This is a genomic window from Plantibacter sp. ME-Dv--P-095, from assembly GCF_030209365.1.
GTDB lineage: Bacteria > Actinomycetota > Actinomycetes > Actinomycetales > Microbacteriaceae > Plantibacter.
Genome location: NZ_JARVSB010000020.1, coordinates 1 through 20,437, shown reverse-complemented (window position 1 = coordinate 20,437; position 20,437 = coordinate 1). Strand labels below are relative to the sequence as shown.

At 70.3% G+C, this 20,437-nt stretch carries 17 protein-coding genes and 1 pseudogene; 9 read left to right on the top strand and 9 right to left on the bottom strand.

From position 1 onward, the window contains the following. Positions 1 to 669, bottom strand: a pseudogene (locus QRN26_RS18770) (DEAD/DEAH box helicase); the annotation flags it as partial. Positions 670 to 914: 245 nt separating this feature from the next. Between QRN26_RS18770 and QRN26_RS18765 the strand changes: the two are divergent. Then, entirely contained in the window at positions 915 to 2,747 is a 1,833-nt protein-coding gene (locus QRN26_RS18765) for a glycoside hydrolase family 15 protein (RefSeq protein ID WP_285037874.1), read from the top strand. A gap of 15 nt (positions 2,748 to 2,762) precedes the next feature. On the opposite strand, the gene QRN26_RS18760 is transcribed toward QRN26_RS18765, so the two are convergent. Next, complete coding sequence (locus tag QRN26_RS18760) at positions 2,763 to 3,248, bottom strand: NUDIX hydrolase (protein ID WP_056008642.1); 486 nt, start codon at positions 3,246 to 3,248, stop codon at positions 2,763 to 2,765. A 64-nt stretch (positions 3,249 to 3,312) separates the two neighbouring features. On the opposite strand from QRN26_RS18760, the gene QRN26_RS18755 reads away from it, so the two are divergent. Continuing rightward, entirely contained in the window at positions 3,313 to 3,927 is a 615-nt protein-coding gene (locus QRN26_RS18755; protein WP_056779082.1) for a putative antibiotic biosynthesis monooxygenase, read from the top strand. Positions 3,928 to 3,957: 30 nt separating this feature from the next. On the opposite strand, the gene QRN26_RS18750 is transcribed toward QRN26_RS18755, so the two are convergent. Next, positions 3,958 to 4,920, bottom strand: a complete 963-nt coding sequence (locus tag QRN26_RS18750; RefSeq protein WP_162239345.1) for an AraC family transcriptional regulator — start codon at positions 4,918 to 4,920, stop codon at positions 3,958 to 3,960. A 99-nt stretch (positions 4,921 to 5,019) separates the two neighbouring features. On the opposite strand from QRN26_RS18750, the gene QRN26_RS18745 reads away from it, so the two are divergent. Then, positions 5,020 to 5,502, top strand: coding sequence for a hypothetical protein (locus QRN26_RS18745; protein ID WP_056008651.1), 483 nt, complete (start codon positions 5,020 to 5,022; stop codon positions 5,500 to 5,502). A gap of 42 nt (positions 5,503 to 5,544) precedes the next feature. Here the strand turns inward: QRN26_RS18745 and QRN26_RS18740 are convergent, their stop codons facing one another. Beyond that, on the bottom strand, positions 5,545 to 6,297 hold the full coding sequence (locus QRN26_RS18740; protein ID WP_285037873.1) for an IclR family transcriptional regulator: 753 nt from the start codon (positions 6,295 to 6,297) through the stop codon (positions 5,545 to 5,547). A 133-nt stretch (positions 6,298 to 6,430) separates the two neighbouring features. On the opposite strand from QRN26_RS18740, the gene hutH reads away from it, so the two are divergent. Next, positions 6,431 to 8,044, top strand: coding sequence for a histidine ammonia-lyase (hutH, locus tag QRN26_RS18735; RefSeq protein WP_285037872.1), 1,614 nt, complete (start codon positions 6,431 to 6,433; stop codon positions 8,042 to 8,044). A 40-nt stretch (positions 8,045 to 8,084) separates the two neighbouring features. Here the strand turns inward: hutH and QRN26_RS18730 are convergent, their stop codons facing one another. Together QRN26_RS18730 and yczR are read right to left on the bottom strand one after the other, a co-directional pair. Next, on the bottom strand, positions 8,085 to 12,170 hold the full coding sequence (locus QRN26_RS18730; protein WP_350223937.1) for an efflux RND transporter permease subunit: 4,086 nt from the start codon (positions 12,168 to 12,170) through the stop codon (positions 8,085 to 8,087). Positions 12,171 to 12,311: 141 nt separating this feature from the next. Continuing rightward, positions 12,312 to 13,754, bottom strand: a complete 1,443-nt coding sequence (yczR, locus tag QRN26_RS18725; protein WP_056008657.1) for a MocR-like transcription factor YczR — start codon at positions 13,752 to 13,754, stop codon at positions 12,312 to 12,314. Between the two features lie 63 nt (positions 13,755 to 13,817). Here yczR and yczE point away from each other — a divergent pair, with 63 nt between their 5' ends. Further along, complete coding sequence (gene yczE, locus QRN26_RS18720) at positions 13,818 to 14,477, top strand: membrane protein YczE (RefSeq protein ID WP_056008660.1); 660 nt, start codon at positions 13,818 to 13,820, stop codon at positions 14,475 to 14,477. 112 nt (positions 14,478 to 14,589) lie between these two features. On the opposite strand, the gene QRN26_RS18715 is transcribed toward yczE, so the two are convergent. Continuing rightward, positions 14,590 to 15,912, bottom strand: a complete 1,323-nt coding sequence (locus QRN26_RS18715) for a cation:dicarboxylate symporter family transporter (protein ID WP_285037871.1) — start codon at positions 15,910 to 15,912, stop codon at positions 14,590 to 14,592. Positions 15,913 to 16,129: 217 nt separating this feature from the next. Here QRN26_RS18715 and QRN26_RS18710 point away from each other — a divergent pair, with 217 nt between their 5' ends. From QRN26_RS18710 to QRN26_RS18695, 4 genes are all read left to right on the top strand, one after another. Beyond that, positions 16,130 to 17,773 carry a sensor histidine kinase gene (locus QRN26_RS18710; RefSeq protein WP_235526765.1) on the top strand — a complete coding sequence of 548 codons (1,644 nt, stop codon included), beginning with the start codon at positions 16,130 to 16,132 and terminating at the stop codon, positions 17,771 to 17,773. Continuing rightward, positions 17,770 to 18,477, top strand: coding sequence for a response regulator (locus tag QRN26_RS18705; RefSeq protein ID WP_056008665.1), 708 nt, complete (start codon positions 17,770 to 17,772; stop codon positions 18,475 to 18,477). The genes QRN26_RS18710 and QRN26_RS18705 overlap by 4 nt, the downstream gene beginning before the upstream one ends. Before the next feature lie 103 nt (positions 18,478 to 18,580). Continuing rightward, positions 18,581 to 18,817: a hypothetical protein gene (locus QRN26_RS18700; RefSeq protein ID WP_056008668.1), complete on the top strand. Its 237-nt coding sequence runs from the start codon at positions 18,581 to 18,583 to the stop codon at positions 18,815 to 18,817. A 70-nt stretch (positions 18,818 to 18,887) separates the two neighbouring features. Further along, positions 18,888 to 19,529: a hypothetical protein gene (locus QRN26_RS18695; RefSeq protein WP_285037870.1), complete on the top strand. Its 642-nt coding sequence runs from the start codon at positions 18,888 to 18,890 to the stop codon at positions 19,527 to 19,529. Positions 19,530 to 19,580: 51 nt separating this feature from the next. Here QRN26_RS18695 and QRN26_RS18690 read toward each other — a convergent pair whose 3' ends face one another. Then, positions 19,581 to 19,790 (bottom strand): helix-turn-helix transcriptional regulator, encoded by a 210-nt coding sequence (locus QRN26_RS18690; protein ID WP_056008674.1) that lies wholly within the window; start codon positions 19,788 to 19,790, stop codon positions 19,581 to 19,583. Beyond that, on the bottom strand, positions 19,787 to 20,191 hold the full coding sequence (locus tag QRN26_RS18685) for a hypothetical protein (protein WP_056008676.1): 405 nt from the start codon (positions 20,189 to 20,191) through the stop codon (positions 19,787 to 19,789). Before QRN26_RS18685 ends, QRN26_RS18690 begins: the two co-directional genes overlap by 4 nt. Positions 20,192 to 20,437: the final 246 nt, after the last annotated feature.

Sequence of the window (20,437 nt, the reverse complement as noted above, 5' to 3'; positions counted from 1 at the left end):
CGACGGACGCTCGGTCCGCTCGCCACGGTTGTACGCAGGACGCTCGTTCCGGTCGCCACCACGGTTGTACGCAGGACGCTCGTTCCGGTCGCCGTGCGACGGACGCTCGGTCCGCTCGCCACGGTTGTACGCAGGACGCTCGTTCCGGTCGCCACCACGGTTGTAGGCGGGACGCTCGTTGCGGTCACCGTACGACGGACGCTCGGTCCGCTCGCCACGGTTGTAGGACGGACGCTCATTGCGGTCACCGTAGGACGGACGCTCGGTCCGCTCACCACGGTTGTACGCAGGACGCTCGTTGCGGTCGCCACCACGGTTGTAAGCAGGACGCTCGTTGCGGTCGCCACCACGGTTGTAGGCCGGACGCTCGTTCCGGTCGCCACCACGGTTGTAGGCCGGACGCTCGTTGCGGTCGCCGCCGCGGGGTGCACGGTCGCCGCGCTCCTCCGACTCGAAGCGGGCGGCGCGCTCGGCGCGCTCGTCGGCGTTCCAGCGGGACTTCTGCGGTGCTCCGCCGGCGTCGGGACGGTAGCCGCGGTGGCCTTCGCTCTTGCTGCCGGACTTCGCGCCGGGGCGCGAGCCGAAGGGGCGCTTGTTCTCGCCGTACTTGGACTTGGGGTCGAAGTTCTTGGCCGGGCGTTTGCCGGCGGGGGTGTTGTTCTTGGGCATGGGGGAATTGCTTTCCGGGTTATAACTCGTTCGCATGAACGACCTGCATGACTCACACAGCGCCATCCGAAACCTCGGCTGCGCTGCGGCATGCTCATACCCGGGCGATCAATGGCCGGGACCGTTCACATCGTGTGTGTGTTCGCGGAGTTCTCTCCGACGAAACCGGCCCACCAGACTGACATAACCCTCCGCGGTACAAACGCGGTGTCTAGAGCCGACTTCGCTACATTACCTGATCGACCCTGAGAAGTCACGGGGCATCGCTCCCAGGCGCTCCCGACGAGGCGTGGCAGCATGGGGTCATGCCCAGCCCCATCGAGGACTACGCCCTCATCGGCGATTGCCACACCGCAGCACTCGTCTCGACGGAGGGCAGCATCGACTGGCTCTGCCTCCCCCGCTTCGACTCCGCCTCCATGTTCGGCGCCCTGCTCGGTACCGAGGACCACGGCCGGTGGAGTGTCCGCCCGGCCGACGCGGACGCGCGCGCGACCCGCCGCTACCTCGACGACACCTTCGTCCTCGAGACCACCTGGACGACGGGCGACGGCGAGATCCGCGTCACGGACGTCATGCCGCACGGGGACCGCCGAGCCGACGTCATCCGCCGCATCGAGGGCGTCCGAGGCACCGTGACCGTCGACGTCGACGTCCGCATCCGCTTCGGGTACGCCGACGCGGTGCCGTGGGTGCGCCAACTGCCCGACCGATCCGGCATCGTCGCCGTGGCGGGTCCCGACGCCGTCGTCCTCCGCGGGGTGCGCCTGACCGCCTCCGACCACGCCCACTCGGCGTCCATCGAGGTGTCCGCCGGTGACACCGTCGACCTGACGCTCACCTGGTACCCCTCGCACCGCGACGTGCCGGAGCCCGTCGACGTCGGCCGTCGGATCGACCACACGGCCGACTGGTGGCGGGACTGGGCCGCCCGCTGTGACCCGGCCGCGGAATACGAGGAGGCGGTGGTCCGCTCGCTGCTGGTGCTGCGGGCCCTCACGCACGAGGACACCGGCGGTATCGTCGCCGCCGCGACCACGAGCCTGCCGGAGTCGTTCGGCGGCGTCCGCAACTGGGACTACCGCTACGTCTGGCTGCGCGACGCGTCCCTGACCCTCGAAGCCCTCATGCAGCACGGGTTCACCGAGGAGGCGCACGACTGGCGGGGGTGGCTGCTGCGCGCGATCGCCGGCGACCCGAACGACCTGCAGATCATGTACGGCCTCGCGGGCGAACGCCATCTCGTCGAGGAGGAGCTCGACAGCCTGCCCGGGTACCTCGGCGCCGCGCCCGTTCGCGTCGGCAACGGCGCCTACACGCAGTACCAGGGTGACGTGTTCGGTTCGGTCATGATCGCCCTCGACGAGGCACGCTCGGTGGGGCTCGCCGAGGACGACTTCTCCTGGAGCCTGCAGCGCGCGCTCCTCGGCGTGCTGGAGGAGCACTGGAACCGCCCGGACCGGGGGATCTGGGAGGTCCGCGGCGAGGAGCAGCACTTCACCCACTCCCGGGCGATGATCTGGGCGGCGCTCGACCGCGGCGTCCGGGCGGTCCGGGAGTACGGCCTCGACGGTCCCGTCGAGCGCTGGGAGGCGCTTCGCGAGACCCTGCGGGAGACCATCGAACGCGAGAACGTCGACCACGCCCGCGGATGCTACGTGCAGCACGCCGGGACGACGGAGGTCGACGCGTCGCTCCTCGTCCTCGCGCAGATCGGCTACGTCGCGCCGGACGACCCACGCATGCTCACGACGGTCGCGGCCATCGAGGAGGACCTCCTGCAGGACGGCCTGCTCCTCCGCTACCGGACTACCAGCGGCGTCGACGGGCTCCCGGGCGAGGAGCACCCGTTCCTGGCGTGCTCGTTCTGGCTCGTCCAGCAGTACGCGTCGTCCGGACGGCTCGACGACGCGCGGACGCTGATGGACCGCCTGCTGTCGTTCCGCAACGACCTGGGCCTCCTGTCCGAGGAGTACGACGTGCAGGAGGGTCGGCAGGTCGGCAACACCCCGCAGGCGCTGTCGCACCTCGGACTCGTCCGCGCAGCCGACGCCATCGCCGCCGCCGCCGCGCACTGAACGGCTGTCGACGGCTCAGCGGACGAAGTGGGCCTCGGGGGTGTCGGAGGCCGCGAGGGCGATCCGGGTGCGGAAGTTCTGCGAGACCTCGGCCGGCAGCGCATCGAGCGGGAACCACCGCGCCTCGGAGTTCTCGCCGTCCGCCGGGTACGGCTCACCCGACTCGTACCGGCAGCGGAACACGAGGTCGATGTACTGGGTGATGTCGCCGTTCTCGTAGACGTTCTGCGGGAGCACCTGCACCTGCGACAACCGCTCGGCGACGGCGACCACGGCAGCCTCCTCGAGCACCTCGCGTTCGGCCGCGACCGCAGGCTCCTCCCCCGGGTCGATGATCCCGGTGACGGGCGTCCAGGCACCGTTGTCGGCCCGTCGGACGAGCAGCACCTCTGCCTCAGGCGTCCCGAGGCCGCGGAGGACGACCGCGGTCACCCCCGTCAACCAGAGCGGCGCGTGACCGATCCGCTCGCGGAGGGCCAGTACGAAGTCAGGAGTCGCCATGCCTCGACTCTACGGCGCGGGGCCGGGACACGAGATCGAAACACGAGTGCGGTCTACTGGAGGGATGGAACACGATCCCATCACCGTCTCGATCGAGCGACGCGTCAACCCGGCGTCGATCTCCGAGGCCACCATCTGGGTGCAGGCGGGCATCAACCTCGCCAACCGCTACCCCGGCTTCCTCGGCTCCGGCTGGGTGCGCGCGGGCGCCGAGAGCGACGTCTGGTACATGCTCTACCGCTTCGCCGACGAACAGACCCTCACCGACTGGGAGGAGTCGAAGGAGCGCGCCTGGTGGTTGTCGAGCGGGCGGGAGTTCATGGAGCAGTCGCGGGTGGAGCGACGCAGCGGGATCGAGGGGTGGTTCGACGCTCCGGAGGGCATCCTTCGCGTCGATGAGGCCGAACGCTCGAACGATCCCGACCCCGTGCCGCCCGCGCCCCCGCGGTGGAAGCAGGCGGTGAGCATCTGGTTGGGGTTCTTCCCCCTGAACCTCGTCTTCACGCTCCTGGTGACGAGCCTGGTGCCCGGGTGGGAACCGCTCGGCGTCTTCCTGCACGTCCTCATCTCGACGCTCATCCTCACGCCGATCATGACGTACTGGCTCCTGCCGCTCGTCACGAGGATGCTCCGTCCCTGGCTGACGGCGCCGCGTCGGGTTCGGCGTCCGGCGAGCTGACCGCCGGCGTCACGGACGGACCGGCGTCGCTCAGGAGCCGCCTGTCGTCGCCTGCTCCCGCACCTGGGTCGGGCTGAACCCGGTGTGCGCCACGACGGCCCGGCGGAGGTGCGCTTGCGAGTGGTATCCGCAGCGGGCTGCGACCTCCGCGATCGACAGCGCCCGGTGGTCGGGGTCGGAGAGGAGCGCCAGGGCGAGCTGGAGTCGGCGTTCGGCGATCTCGCCGGCCGCGCTCGTACCAGAGCCCTCGAACACGCGCTGCAGGGAGCGGGTCGACATGTTGAAACGGCGGGCGAGCGTCTCCGGGCGCAGCTCGCGTTCCGCGAACGAGACGGCGATGTGCTCCATGATCCGCAACCGGATCGGGACGCGTCCGGCGTCCGCGTCCGCCTGGAAGAGGTCGTTCTCGGCGTACAGGGTGGCGAGCATCGTGTCGATCACGCGACACAGGCGCACCTGCGCGGCACCACCGATCGGTTCGAAGCTCGAGACGACCTCCTCGAGGAAGGCCGCGCTCGCGCGCAGCAGCGGCGACGGGGCGAGCGCCCCGAACGGCGTCGGCGTGATGCCCAGGCGACGCAGCGCGCGCAGGGGGACGAAGACGTACAGGTAGGTGGCCTGCTCATCGACGGTCGTGCGGTAGACCTCTTCCGACACGGCGAGCGCGCCACCACCGGGATGCAGGTCGAGTTCTTGCCGTCCGTGGATCAGACTCACCGAACCGTCGGTGAGGAGGATGATCATCGCGACCGGCTCCTCCGCTCCGGCGGCGTCGACGACGTCGAAGGTGCCGGGGCCGACGAGGTTCCGATGGACGACATAGTCGCCGAGCGCCACGGCGTCGATGGTCATGGAAAAGCGGTCCGGGTCGACGTCGACGAAGCGCATGGCACCGGACGCCTCCTGCATGCCCGGCGCCCCCGAGAGCCGGGTGGTCGTGACGCGTCCGCGCGCAGGACATCGCGCCGGCTGGCGGTCATCGTGCTCGGGCATCATCGGACCCTTCGGACAGGACAACCACCCTCGCAGAGCGAACCCTCCGAATCGAGGGGTTGCGGGTTCCGTCGGACCGTGGTCGGCGATACTGGACGGATGATCTCCGCTGAACTCGCCAGAGCGCTCCGCACCGCCGGTCTCCGCTGGACGCCCGAACCCGGCGACCGCTTCACCATCGACGGTGGCGAGCTCGCCGGTGACGTCTTCACCGTGAGCGAGATGACCGTCGAGGTGCACGAGCACCCGGGTGGGCGCAGCTTCGGTTTCAACGGCACGACCGAGTGGGCGCTCGACTCGGTCGACCAGGAGGAGACGCTCTGGCTGCCCTCGGAGCACCAGTTGCGTGCCCTGCTGCGCGGCTCGTTCCGTTCGCTCGAACGGGCGGTGACCGTGCCGAACCCCGCAGATGAGGAGCAGACGCTCGACGAGGAACTCGACGTCCTGCTGTCCCTCGGCGACACCGAGGCGTACACGGTCGTCGTCGAGCTCGGCGGCGAAGTGCGCCGGTTCAGTGCGGCGACCGCTCCCGACGCCTACGCGACCGCGTTGCTCGAACTCATCCTGCGCTCCGTCGACTGAGCCACGACCCGGCAGCCTGCTCCCGGGCGCTCATCCGGGCGCTCAGCGTCCGCGGATGCGACGGGAGAGCTCGGTTGCCGCAGGCCCGATCTCCTTCGCCAACCACGCCGGATCCGGCCCGTCGTCGGCGTCGTAGGTGACCGCGATCGCCGCAGCCGGCCACCCCGTGTGGTCACGGACGACGACGCCCACACTCGCGAGGCCCACCGTCACGCCGCCCTCCTCCCGCGCGTAGCCGTCCTCGGCCGTCCGGGCGAGGAGCTGGCGCAGCTCCCGGTACCGTTTGGGCCCGTGGCCGGTGCGGTCGACGAATGCCGCCTCGTCGGGGAACAACGCACGCAGCTGGCCAGTCGGGAGCGCGGCGAGGATCGCGCATCCGCTCGCGGTCAGGTGGGCGGGCAACCGGACCCCCACGCCGGTGACGAGGTGCGGCCGCCGAGGAGCCCGTTCCTCGACGATGTACAGCACGTCACGACCGTGCAGCACCGCGAGGTGGGCGCTCTCGCCCAGGCGGTCGACCAGCTCCGCCAACAGCGGTCGGCCGAGCATGCTGAGCGGCTCCTGCCGGGCGTACCCACCGGAGAGTTCGAAGGCCGCGACCCCGAGTCCGTAGCGGCGCGCCTCCGGCAGGTGGACGACGAAGCCGTGCTGCTGCAGCACGCCGAGGAGGTGGTAGACCGTCGATCGAGGGAGGCCGAGTGACGTCGCGATCGCTGCGGCGGGGACTGGACCACGGGCGGCCGCGAGATGGCTGAGCACGCGGAGGGTGGCGTCCGCTGCCGGTACCTGGCTCATCGCCCGCTCCTTCCGCTCCCGTCCGCGCGACCGGGTGCGGCTCCATGCCGTCCTGCGCGGAACGTCTGGCATCCCAGACACGGACGACTCTACGCGCCACGCCCCACCAGGCCCACGGGTGTTGCATCGGAGGATGGACATGCACCCAGGCACGACGGAGACGCCCGCTGGTTCGACGACACCGGGCGCGGCTCGACCGGAGGGGCACGACCGGCCCGTCCTCCTCGGCGCAGGGCCGTTGTCGATCGACGACGTCGTCGCGATCGCGCGGCACGGCGCCGTGATCGACCTCGACGAGGCGGCGCTCGAGGGCGTCGCGGCATCCCGTCGGATCGTCGAGGCCTTGGCGTCCGATCCTGAGCCCCACTACGGGATCTCCACCGGCTTCGGCGCGCTCGCGACCACGTTCATCGACCCCGACCGGCGGGCGCAGTTGCAGGCCAGCCTCGTCCGCTCGCATGCGGCGGGCAGCGGCGAACCCGTCGAAGCGGAGGTCGTGCGCTCGCTGATGACGCTGCGGCTCTCGACGCTCATGACGGGTCGGACCGGCGTCCGTGTCGACACCGTCCGCGCGTACGCGGCGATGCTGAACGCCGGCATCACCCCGGTGGTGCGCGAGTACGGGTCGCTCGGATGCTCCGGTGACCTCGCGCCCCTCGCGCACGCCGCCCTCGCGCTGATGGGCGAGGGTGACGTCGTCGACGCCACGGGGGCGCGCCGTCCGGCCAGCGAGGCCTTGGCCGCCGCGGGACTCACGCCGGTGCGGCTCGCCGAGAAGGAGGGGCTGGCACTCATCAACGGCACCGACGGCATGCTCGGCATGCTGGCCTTGGCGGTGCACGACCTGCGGATGCTGTTGCAGACCGCCGACGTGGCCGCGGCGATGAGCGTCGAGGGCCTGCTCGGCACGGATGCGGTGTTCGCCGCCGACCTCCAGGCGCTGCGCCCGCAGGCGGGGCAGGCCGACAGTGCCGCGAACCTGCGCCGGATGCTCGACGGCTCCCCGATCGTGGCCAGCCACCGTGGCCCGGAGTGCACCCGGGTGCAGGACGCGTACTCGCTGCGCTGTGCCCCGCAGGTGCACGGTGCCGCGCGCGACACGGTCGCTCATGCGGAGCTGGTCACCGGGCGGGAGCTCGCGAGCGCGGTCGACAACCCGGTGCTGACGGTGGACGGGCGGGTCGAGTCGAACGGGAACTTCCATGGCGCTCCGGTCGCCTACGTGCTGGACTTCCTGGCGATCGTCGTGGCCGACGTCGCCTCCATGTCGGAGCGTCGCACGGACCGTTTCCTCGACCGTTCGCGCAGCAACGGCCTGCCGCCGTTCCTGGCGCACGAGGTCGGGGTGGACTCCGGTCTGATGATCGCGCAGTACACCGCGGCGGGCATCGTGAGCGAGCTGAAGCGCCTGGCGCATCCCGCGTCGGTGGACTCGATCCCGTCCTCCGCCATGCAGGAGGACCACGTGTCGATGGGGTGGGCTGCGGCACGGAAGCTGCGGCGGGCGATCGACGGCTTGGGCCGGGTCCTCGCGATCGAGGTCATGACCGCCGCGCGGGGGCTCGAGTTGCGGGCGCCGCTCCGTCCTGGCACCGGCACCGGCGCTGTGGTCCGGCGGGTCCGGGCGGACGTCGCGGGTTCAGGACCCGACCGCTTCCTCTCACCTGAGATCGAAGCCGTCGTCGCCCTGGTGCAGGCCGGCGCCGTCGTCGAGGCGGCGACGGAGGCGGTGGGCGCCCTGCGCTGAGCCGGGAGGGCTCAGCGCAGGGGGTTCACGCCGACCGGCTTCACGGCCACTGGGCGCGACGGCGCTTGGGCCGCTGCGGTCCGTCGGGCGAGGGCGCCTCGGGAGACTGGGCGTCCGCGGACGGCGTCTCAGACACCGGCTTATCTGCGGGCAGGGCATCCGTGGACGGTGTCTCAGACGCCTGCTCGTCAGAAGACGGGGTGTCTGTGGAGGCCGCCTCGGAGGACGACTCGTCCGCGGACGGAACATCCGCGGACGGAACATCCGCGGACGGAGCGTCCGTGGACGGCACCTCAGACGCCTGCTCCTCGGCGACCGGCGCAACCTCGGTCGTCGGCTGCTCCGCAGTGGTCGGCTCCGGATCCGTCAGCGGCTGCGTGTCCGTCGACGGCTCGACGTCAGCGGCCTGATCCACCTGGGTGGTCGACTCCGGGTCCGCGATGGGCGCGGCGTCCGTCGGTGCTCCGGCGGCGACGTGTTCTCCGTGGTGGGCAACCTCCGCCGCAGCCGTCTCGGCAGTGGCGTCCGGCAGGGAGATCGCTTCAGTCCGTGGGAGCTCGTCGCCGACCGCGACGTGTGCTCCATGCACCTCGTGGGCCGCGGGAGCCGTCGGCTCGCCCGCGTCCGCGGTTGCGCCCTCGTCGATCGATCCGGCGTCCGTGCCCGGCTCGGTCGTTTCGACCGTCTCGGTCGCCTCGGTCGCCCCGGTCGTGTCGGTCGGCCCCGCCACCTCGGTCGTCGCAACCGTGTCGGTGGGCTCCGTCACCTCGGTCGGTTCCGTCGCATTGATCGGACCGGGCGTGACCGTCGAGGCGGTCGACTCGCTCGCTCCGGTCTCAGTCGTGGCCGGACGCTCTGCTGCGCCGACGCCGCCGACACCGGCGCCGACGAGCGCGGGCTCCTCGACCGGCGCCGTGGCCCGCGGGCCTTCGATCGCGGCCACGGAACGCGCCCGGGGCTTCTCCGCCGCTGCACGGCGGAGTTCGCGACGCTCGCGGAAGCCCTCGACGAGGTTGTAGAGCGACGGCAACACGACGAGGGTCAGCACCGTCGAGGAGACGAGACCACCGATGACGACGATCGCGAGCGGCTGGGAGATGAACCCGCCGTGTCCGGTGAGCCCCATGGCCATCGGCGTGAGGGCGAAGATCGTCGCGAGTGCCGTCATGAGGATCGGACGCAGTCTGCGGGCGGCACCGTGCTCGACCGCCTCGGCGACGGTCATGCCCCGGCGACGGTACTGGTTGACGAGGTCCACCAGCACGATCGCGTTGGTCACGACGATGCCGATGAGCATCAGCACGCCGATGATCGACGGGACGCCCAGCGGGATGCCGGTGATGATCTGGAGTCCGATCGCGCCCGTCGCGGCGAAGGGGACCGACACGAGCAGTTCGAGCGGCTGACGCAGCGAGCGGAACGTCGCCACCATGACGACGTACACGATCAGGATGGCGGCCAGGAGCGCCAGGCCGAGCTGGCCGAACGCGTCGCTCTGCGAGGCCGTGACACCGCCGAGGGTCGCCGAGGTGCCGGCGGGCAGCTTGACGTCGTCGATGGCGTTCTGGACTTCGGCGCTCGCCGTGCCCAGGTTGTCGCTCGCCGGCGTCGCGCTGATGGTCGCGGAACGCAGCCCCTTCACGGTCGAGATGCTCGACGGGCCGTCGACCTGGGAGACCGTGGCGAGGGCGTCGAGGCGGCGTGGGCCGGTGGCCGTGGGCACCTGCGTGGCGGCGAGGGCGTCGACGGTCGTCGGCGGGTCCTGCGCGTCGAGGTAGATGGTGAGGGTGGTGTCGTCGATGACGATGGAACCCACGGTCGTTGGCTGCATGAGCTGGGAGATGTAGGCGCCGAGGGCGACCTCGCTGTACCCGGCGGCGGCAGCGGCGTCGCGGTCGACCGCCACCTGGACGAAGGGTCGCGACTCACTCAGGTTGCTCGTGACCTGGTCGACGCCGTCGAGCCCGGTGACCGCGTCCTGGATGGCGTCGGCGGCCTCGGCCAGGTCGCTCTGCCGGGCGGAGGTGATGTCGATCTCGATGTCGCTCGAGCCACCGAAGCCCGCCGAGGCCGTCACCTCGATCTCACCGACGTCGTCGAGACCGGCGAGGTCCTTGCGGACCGTCTTCTGCAGCGCCGTCTGGTCGGCGTCCTCGGACGTCGTGATGGAGTAGGTGATGGCACCGCCGCCACCGCCCGAGAACGCGTCGCGCACCGAGCTGCCGCTCGACCCGATCGACAGCTGGACGGTGTCGATGCCGTCGATGTCGCGCAGCTTGGTCTCGACCTGCTCCGCCGCGGCGTCCTGAGCGTCGAGACTCGTGCCCACCGGCAGGGTCTGGGTGACGGTCAGCGTGTTCTGGCCCGAGTCTCCCAGGAAGTTCGTCTTCATGAAGGGGATGAGCGCGAAGGTGCCGATGAGGACCACCGCCGAGAGCACCAGTGTGGTGACCGAGTGCTTGAGCGTCCAGTGGATGATCGGCAGGTAGCCCTTCTGGAGCCGCGAGGGCTTCTCCAGGTCGTCCTCGTCCTGCACGCTGACGCGGCGCTCGCGTCGGCTCCGGACGGACCCGCTCGATGCCGCCGGCGCCTCCTCCACAGCCGCGGCCGCGGCCGCCCGCTTGGCCTTCGGGGCGCGGAGGAACCAGTACGCGAGCACCGGCACGATGGTCAGCGCGACGAGCAACGAGGCGAGGAGGGCGATCGTCACGGTGAGGGCGAAGGGTCGGAACAGCTCGCCGGTCACGTCGCCGACGAACGCGATCGGGAGGAACACGGCGACGGTGGTGACGGTCGAGGCGGTGATCGCTCCGGCCACCTCCTGGACGGCGCTCAGGATCGATGCGACGCGCTGCGGCCCGGTCCGGTTGTCGCCGAAGGAGAGGTGCCGCTTGATGTTCTCGATCACGACGATGGAGTCGTCGACCACGCGTCCGATCGCGATCGTCAGTGCGCCGAGGGTCAGGATGTTGAGGGAGTACTCGGCGACCTGGAGCCCGATGAAGGTGATGAGCACCGAGGTCGGGATGGAGATCGCGGTCACGATCGTGGCGCGGACGTCGAGGAGGAAGACGAGGATGATCAGCACGGCGAAGACGAGACCGAGGAGGCCTTCCGTCGTCAGCGCTTCGATCGACTGCTCGATGTAGGGGGCCTGGTCGAACACGACGGTGAGTTTCGCGTCGGTGCCGATGGTCCGTTCGAGTTCGGGCAGGATGTCGCGAACGCCCTGCGAGACCTCGACCGTGTTCGCGGCGGGAAGCTTCGTGACGGCGATCGTCAGCGCCGACTCGCCGTCGACGCGCGAGATCGAGGTGATCGGGTCGTCCGTCAGCGCGACGGTCGCGACGTCGCCGATGGTCAGGACGGAACCGTCGGCGGCGAAGGCGCCCGTGATGGGCAGCGCGGCGATGTCGTCGACGGAGGTGAGCTTCGTGCCCGTCTGCACGGAGAAGGTCTTGTCGTCCTCCGTGATGTCGCCGGCGGGCTGGAGGGAGCCGTTCTGCTGCAGCGTGGTGCCGATGACCCGGCTCGTCTGCCCGGCGAGGGCCAGCTTCGCGTCGTCGGGGGTGATCGTCACCCGCTTGCCCACCTCGCCGACGATCGCGGCGTCGCGCACACCCTCGACGTCCTTGAGGTCGGGGACGACCGAGCTCGACAGCACCTCGGCCAGACCGTCCTGGTCGGCCGCGCCTGAGACGGCGATCTGGATCACCGGGAGGTCGTCGAGACTGCCGCTGACCACCTGCGGGTCGACCGTGTCGGGCAGGGTCGACTTGATGCGGTTGATCGCCTGGGTGATCTTCTGTTCGGCGGTGGCGAGATCCGTGCCGTAGGTGAAGGTCGCGGAGATGAGGCTCGTGTTCGTGCTCGAGGTCGCCGAGGTGGACTCGATGCCGGGCACGCCCTGGATCGCCGTCTCGATCGGCGTCGAGACGTCGTCGTTGACGACCTCGGGCGCCGCACCCGGGTAGCTCGTGATGATCGCGAGCTGCGGGAACTGGACCGAGGGGATCAGTTCCTGCTTGAGACCACCCACCGCGAGGACGCCGAACACGGCGGCCACGATGGTGACGAGCGCGATCAACGCACGGTTCTTCATGCTGAGGACGGAGAGCAGATGCACGGAGCCGCTTTCGGTTGATGCGAGAGGTGCCGACTCTGCAAGTATGTCACCGCAGAACGCTCCGACCGCGGTCTCCCGCAGACGGTGGACACCGCGTGCATTCGCGTGTCCTGTGGAGCGATGTCGCCCCTCGAGGACGGGTCAGACCACGTCCTCGAGGTAGTCCAGCGCGGGGACGTGACCGAACATGGCCGAGTTCCACGTCTCGGTCAACAGCTCGACCGCCTGCTCGGTCTGCGCCCACGGATAACTGATCGGAATGCGCAGATAGCGCTCGAACGCACCGTCGATGCCGAACCGTGGTCCGGCGACGATCACGAGCCCGTGACCGCGAGCCGCGAGCGAGAGCTGGGAGGACGCCGCCTCACCGAGGTTCACCCAGGTGGCGATGCCGCCGTCGACGCGCGGCACCGTCCAGTCCGGCAGCCGTTCGGCCAGCAGGTCGACGAGACGGTCGCGGGTCTCGCCGAGGGCCTGGCCCCGACGCGCGACGATGCCGTCCATCGCCGGCAGCAACTGCTGGACGGTCAGCTGGTCGAGGATCGGCGTGCCGAGGTCGCCCAGGGACCGCGCCGAGACGAGCTTCCTGATCGTGCCCCGCTCGGCGCGGATCCACCCGATGCGGAGGCCGCCCCAGATCGTCTTGCCGACGGACCCGATCGTGACGATCGACGCCGGCGCACCCGGGAGCGCCGCGAACGGGGTGCCGTCGAGGCCCTCGTCCGTCGGCCGGTCGATGTCGAGTTCGGCCGTGGTCTCGTCGATGACGAGGACCGTCCCGTGGCGCTGGGCGGCCGCAGCGACGCGTCGGCGGGTCTCGAGCGGCATCGAGGCGCCGGTCGGGTTGTGGAAGTCGGGCATGAGGTAGGCCATGGCCGGACTGGTGCGCTCGAACCACTGCTCGAGCTCCCGGACGTCCCACCCGGTCTCCGACGAGACCGTGGCCGCGCCGAGCCGGGCTCCTGCCGCCCGGAGTGCCTCGTAGGCGTGCGGGTAGCTCGGCATCTCGACGAGCACGCGGTCGCCACGGCTGAGCAGGGTGCGGGCGATGAGGGCGATGGCGTGCTGCGCGCCGACGGTCACCATGATCTCGTCGGGGTCGGTGGGCAGACCGCGAGCCGTGTAGCGGTCGGCGATCGCCTGCCGGAGTTCGGGCATGCCGACGAGGTCGTAGTCGAAGTCGTGCATGTACCGCGGGAGCTCGGCGGCGGCCGTCTGGACCGCGTCGATGATCTCCGGGCACGGCGGCACGGCGGCCTTGCTGAAGTCGAGGAACCCGCCCTGCGGCACCGGGGCCAGCGAGACCGGGGCTGACGGCAGGAGGGTGACGCTCCCCGAGCCGCGGATGCTGCGGAGATACCCCGCCTCGCGCAGTTCCCGATAGGCGGCGGTGACCGTGGTGCGACTCAAGCCGAGGCGCTCGGCCAACTCGCGCTCGGCGGGAAGCCGGGTGCCGACGGGGATGCGGCCGTCGAGGACGAGTAGGCGGATGCGATCCGCGAGACCGCGGTACGCCGGCGCGGCGTTCTTCCACTGTCCGAGCAGGGCGGCGAGCGAGCGTGCACTCAGGGTGATGGAGGCCATTGAACCACGATAGCCAGATTGGCCTCTAGCGCCAAAGCCAATCGTGGAATTGGATTGTCCACCATGACCCGTCGTGTGCTCCAACTCCTCATCGGCCTCTTCCTGTACGGCATCGCCATCGCCATGATCGTCCGCGGAGCCGTCGGCGTCGCCCCTTGGGACGTCCTCACCCAGGGCCTCAACCTGCGCACCGGCCTGACGTTCGGCCTCATCACCATCATCGTCGGCGGGGTCGTGCTCCTCGCCTGGATCCCGCTGAAGCAGCGCCCCGGTGTCGGCACCGTCCTCAACGTCCTGCTCGTCGGTCCCTCGGCGGACATCGGCCTCGCCGTCATCCCCGCCGACCTCGACCTCTGGGCGCGCATCCTGCTGTTCGCCGGCGGACTCCTGCTGCTCGGCGTCGCCTCCGGGCTCTACATCGGTGGCAACTTCGGCCCCGGTCCGCGCGACGGCCTCATGACCGGCATCCACCGGGTCACCGGCTGGCCCATCTGGGTCGGACGCACGGGCGTCGAGGTGGTGGTCCTCGGCATCGGCTGGCTCCTCGGCGGCAACGTCGGCATCGGAACCGTGCTGTTCGCCGTCCTCATCGGCCCGATCTGCGGCTACACGATCCCGCTGTTCCGGATCGCCCCGAGCACCGCGCGCCCGGCCGCCGGTGAGGCGGCGCTCGAGGGCGACACCCCGCCGTCGAAGCCGATCGTCGACTCCCCGGCGAACTAGCCCTTCGACAGGCTCAGGGACCAAAGGCGGACTCAGGGTCCGGGACAGGCTCAGGGACGCGGACAGGCTCAGGGTCCGGAGGTCCGGTCCCTGAGCCTGTCGACGGGTTCGATCAGTGCTTCGCCACCGCCACCGCACCCGTGTGGTCGTCGACACTCATCGTCGCCTCGTCGAACCGCGACCGGCCGGCGAGGACCTCGACGACCTGCGCACGGTCGACCTCCTTCACCCAGGTGCCGATGATGATCGTGGCGACCGCGTTGCCGGTGAAGTTCGTGAGGGCGCGAGCCTCCGACATGAAGCGGTCGATCCCGACGATGAGGCCGACGCCGTCCACGAGGTCGGGACGGTTCGCCTGGAGGCCGCCGGCGAGGGTCGCGAGCCCGGCACCGGTGACGCCGGCCGCACCCTTCGACGCGATGATCATGAACGCGAGCAGCGAGATCTGCTCGCCGAGGTTCATCGGCACCCCCATCACGTCGGCGATGAAGATCGACGCCATCGTCAGGTAGATCGCCGTGCCGTCGAGGTTGAAGGAGTAGCCGGTCGGCACGGTGATGCCGACGACGGGCTTCGAGACGCCGAGGTGCTCCATCTTCGCGATGAGCCGTGGCAGGGCGGCCTCAGAAGAGGAGGTGCCGACGATGAGCAGGTACTCACGGCCGAGGTACTTCATGAGCGCGAAGATGTTGAACCCGGTGGCGAGCCGCAGGACGCCACCGAGGATGACGACGATGAACACCGCACACGTGATGTAGAACGCGACCATGAGCGTCGCGAGCCCGACGAGTGCACTGGCGCCGGCGGACCCGGTCACGGCGGCGATCGCGCCGAAGGCCCCGATGGGCGCGATCCACATGATCATCGCGAGCACGCGGAACACGAGCGCCTGGATCAGCTTGATCCCGCGGAGGATCGGCTCACCCGTCGCGCCCATCTTCTGCAGGCCGAACCCGACGAGCAGGGCGACGAACAGCACCTGGAGGATGTTGCCGCCCGTCAGCGACGACACGAGTGTGGTGGGGATGATGCCGAGGATGAACTCGGTCGTGCTCTTCGCCTCCCCCTCCACCTGGTAACTCGTCTCGGCGAGGTTCAGACCCGCACCCGGCTGGATGAGGTTGCCGACGACGAGGCCGATCGCGAGGGCGAAGGTCGACATGACGATGAAGTACAGCATCGCGAGACCGCCGACCTTGCCGACCGTCGCGGCCTTGGCGATGGAGCCGACGCCGATCACGATCGTGCAGAAGATGACCGGGGCGATCATCATCTTGATGAGGGCGACGAACGCGTCGCCGACGGGCTTCAACCCCTTCGCGAACTCCGGTGCGGTGAGGCCGACGACGATGCCGGCGAGCACCGCGAGGATCACCGCGAGGTAGAGGTAGTGGGTCTTGTCCAGCCGTTTGAGGGAGGAGAGCGTCATTGCCATTCCGGATCCGTTTCGTCGGTGTCGCGTCTCTGCGGCAGCGGGTGGTCGAGTGGCCCCACTCTGCGGCCGGTGGGCCGTCGCGCACCGGTTGTGGTCGTAGTGACCGCTTGTGGTCGTACTGGTCGCCGATGACGACCGCAGGCACGCCGACACCCCGCGATACTGGGAGGGTCGACGCGACGGAGCAGACGGAGGTGACACGATGGCCGGTCGGTCCATGAGCATCGCCTCACGACTCTTCCTCGTGCAGCTGGTCGCGGTCGTCGCCATGACCCTCGTCGCCGGCGTCCTGCTCTGGTTCCAGGCCCGCACCGAGACGGAGGAGCGCGCCGTCGCGAAGTGCCTCGACGTCGCGAACGGCATCGCCGACAACCCGTTCGTCGTCGCCCAGGTCACGACCCGGCGCCCCCAGGACACCCTGCAGCCCTACGCCGAGGCGCTCATGCGCGACACCGGGGTCGACTTCGTCACGATCATGGCTCCCGACCGCACGCGCTACACCCATCGGGAGCGCGAGCAGATCGGCAAGCCGTTCATCGGCACCATCGCCCCGGCACTCGAGGGGCGCACCTTCACCGAGACGTACACGGGCACCCTCGGCCCCTCGGTGCGTGCGGTCGCACCCATCCGGGACGGTGACGGCACCGTCGTGGCGCTCGTCGCCGCCGGCGTCACCGTGAGCAACGTGTCCGAGACCTTCGAGACCCGGGTGCCGTGGCTGCTCGGCACGGCCCTGCTCGTGCTCGTCGTGGGCGGCATCGCCTCCTGGACCCTCCGCCGGTACCTGTCGCGGGTCACCGGTTCCCGTGGGCCGGAGGACCTGGCGCGCATGTTCGACTACTACGAGTCCGTGCTCCACTCCGTTCGCGAGGGACTCGTCCTCGTCGACCGGCAACGGCGCCTGGTGCTCGTCAACGACCAGGCCGCCGAGCTCCTCGGGCTCCCGCTCGGCGACCGTTCGCCCGGTGCGGTCCCGGTGGACGAGTTGCCGATCGACGCCGGCCTGCGCGAGCTCCTCGGCAGCGGACGACAGGCGGTCGACGAGATCCATCTCACGCAGGACCACGTGCTCGTGGTGAACCAGGAGTCGGCCGTCGGCCCGGACGACGCCGGCGGCCCGCACCCGAGGGGCTGGGTGATGACGCTGCGCGACCACACCGAGATCGAGCATCTGAGCGGCGAGCTGGCCTCGATGCGCACCATGAGCGACGCCCTGCGCTCGCAGACGCACGAGTTCGCGAACCGCCTGCACACGATCGTCTCGCTCATCGAACTGGATCGCCGCGACGAGGCGCTCGAACTCGCCGCCCAGGGTCTCGGGGCCAGCCAGCGCCTGACGGACCGGGTCCTCGCCGCCGAGCAGGAACCCGTGATCTCCGCCCTGCTGCTCGGGAAGACGGCGCAGGCCGCCGAGCAGGGGGTCGAGCTGCACCTGGAGAGCGACCCGGCACTCGGACGGGTCCGCGTGGATCCCGCGGTCGTCGTCACGATCCTCGGGAACCTCATCGACAACGCGATCGACGCGGCGTCCGGCGAGCGCCCCTGGGTGGAGGTCTACCTCGGGCAGGGGCTGGCCGATCCGTCCGGCGCGGAGCAGACGTCGGGCACGGACGCGACGGAGCTGGTGATCCAGGTGACCGACAGCGGCCCCGGGCTCGATCCCGAGGCGCTCGACCTGGCTTTCGTGCGCGGTTGGTCGACGAAGGAGCCCGGCCGGTACGGTCGCGGGTTCGGGCTGGCGCTCGTCCGTCAGGCCGTGACCCGCCTCGGTGGCACCATCGAGGTCGTGCGCGAACCGGCCTCGGCGTTCGTCGTGACGCTGCCGGCGGCCGTCGGCGTCCGGGACGAGGCGACGGCATGAGCGAGCCGATCCGCGTCCTGGTGGTCGAGGACGAACCGATCGCGCAGCAGGCGCATGCCGCCTACCTGCGTCGGGTGGACGGTTTCGCCCTCGCCGGTGTCGCCGGGGATGCGGCCACCGCGATGCACCTGCTGCGGGCCGCGGACGCCCACCGTTCGCCTGACGACCGCATCGACCTCGTCCTCCTCGACCTCAACCTGCCCGACGCGCACGGTCTCGAACTGTGCCGGCGCATCCGGACCGCGGGGATCGACGTCGACGTCATCGCCATCACGGCGGCGCGCGACCTGCGGATCGTGCGGGCGGCGGTGTCGGCCGGGGTCGTCCAGTACCTCATCAAACCCTTCGCCTTCCCGGCGTTCGCCGACAAGCTCGAGGCGTACCGGACCTTCCGTCGCACGATGACCGCCGAGGGTGCCGTCGCGAGTCAGCACGAGGTCGACCTCACCCTCGCCACGCTGCGAGCGCCGTCGTCGCGGCCGCAACTGGCGAAGGGACTGTCGGAGGACACCCTCCGGCTGGTGTCCGAGCTGCTGCGACAGGCGAACGATCCGTTGTCCGCCAGCGAGGCCGCCACCGCCGGTTCGCTCTCGCGGGTGACGGCGCGACGCTACCTCGAGTACCTCGCTGAGACCGGTGCGGTGGAACGCTCACCGCGGTACGGCACCCCGGGGCGACCGGAGCTCGAGTACCGCTGGCGCTGACGCGGCGCGGCTCCTGCCTCCGCCGCTCGGTGGAGTCGATCTCGACCGACCGCTCCACCAGCCGACGGATGTCGGATGAGGGCGCGCTGCTTAGGCTCGGACCATGATCTCGAAGACGACCTCCTCACCCCGGTCCGCTCGACCCGCCCGCATCGACCCCATTGTCATGAGCGCGATGACCGGCGCCGGCGTGGGCCTCGGGTTCGCCATCGCCCTCGCCGTCGCCGCGATGCTCGACGTCCCCTTCGGGGTCCCGCTCGCGGTCGCCCTGCCCGGAGCGATGCTGCTCGCCGTCGGAGCAGCGATCCTCATCACCCGTCGGCGCAACCGGCTCGCCTGATCCCGGGCGCATCGCACAAGTGTCGGTTAGCGTGGTGGGGCATCGACCTGCCGACGACAGGAGACACGCCATGACCCAGCGCAGTACCCGGGGACGCACGATGCGTTCCGCCATCACGATCGTCATCCTCGCCGCCCTGTGCACCGGCTGCGGCATCGGACGCCCGGCGGTGGCCCCGAACGACGTCGACGACGCTCGACTCATGCGACTCGCGTCAGATCCGCTGCTCACCGACGGCGACGTGCAGGAGGCGCATGCACCCGACACCTCGGCGAACGTCACGGTGCAGCGCGGCAGCGTGACGGGCTCCGACGAGTGGGAGGCACCACTCGCCGAGGACGGGACGGTGGTGCCGGGGGCGACCCTGGAGGAGGCCCGTTCGCTGCTCGCGACCGTTCGGGACGCCGGGTGGACACCCGTCGCCGTCTCCTGCTCCTTCGATCGCTCCGGTGAGCTCGGGGCGGCGCGCGTGTTCGCCGTGAAGGAGCTCGGTGACTTCACCGCGGCGTTCGAGTCGCACGTGTCCCTCCGACTGACCGACCGTGTGGCCTACGCGCCCTTCCACGACGAGGATGCGGATCCGTGGCGGCCGACCGCCCCCGTCGCGTCTGGCGACAGCTGCCTCGACACCGCGCCGGCTCCCGGCGAGGACGCCCCGCTTCCGGAGAACGTCCCGCTGCCCGACGAGCTGAACATCTCGCGCTGGTACTGAACGGCGGCGATCATGACCCGACTCGTCCGACCATGACCGCTGAGGTGCGGCTCATCGCCGGGGAGGTTCGCCATCCGGTTCGAAGAGGTCCTCGATGTGGATCCCGAACAGCGCCGCGAGGCGGAATGCGAGGGGCAGGCTGGGGTCGAATCGCCCTTTCTCGATCGAGATGACGGTCAGACGCGTGACGCCGACCAGTTCAGCCAGGTGGGCCTGCGACCAACCGGCGTCCTGACGACGTTCCCTGAGCGAGTTCTTCACGCCCGGACTGCACGCGTGCGGGCGATCGCGTACCGCGTGGCCGTCGAGGCGAAGGCGACGAGCAGGACGCCGAGCAGCACGAGCTGTGTCGGCAGTTCCGACCGCACGATCGAGATCGCCGCGAGCCCGAGCCCGACCGCCAGGACCACGTCGGTCGCCGTACCGGCGAGCGCCGTGTTCATCCAGGTCGCCTCCGCAGTCTCGGACGTGTGCGGCGAGGGCTGGCTCTTGGGGGCCACGGCGATGATCCAGCCCAGCATCACGCCGAACGGAAGGGCGGCGAGGGCGAAGACGATCCCCGAGAGACCGGCGGCGATCGGCGAGAGCGCCCAGGCCACCACCCCGGCGAGGGTCGAGACCGCCGCTCCGATCAGGACGGCGACGAACCAGCGAATCATCATGTTTCCTCCATGTATAGCGAACTATGCGTATAGCAAACTGTACATCACGAGTCGCGAACCCGAGACCACACATGGGAGACCGCAGACGCCGCGGTCGCGACCCCAGCCGATCCCAGGGTCGACTCAGGGTGATCCCGGAGGCTCCCGGGGTTGCCGCGCGACGGAACGCGATATATCGTGAGTTCCAGCTCAACGCGATATATCGCGTTCAATCGGAAGGAAGCGCACCATGGCACAGGAGAAGTG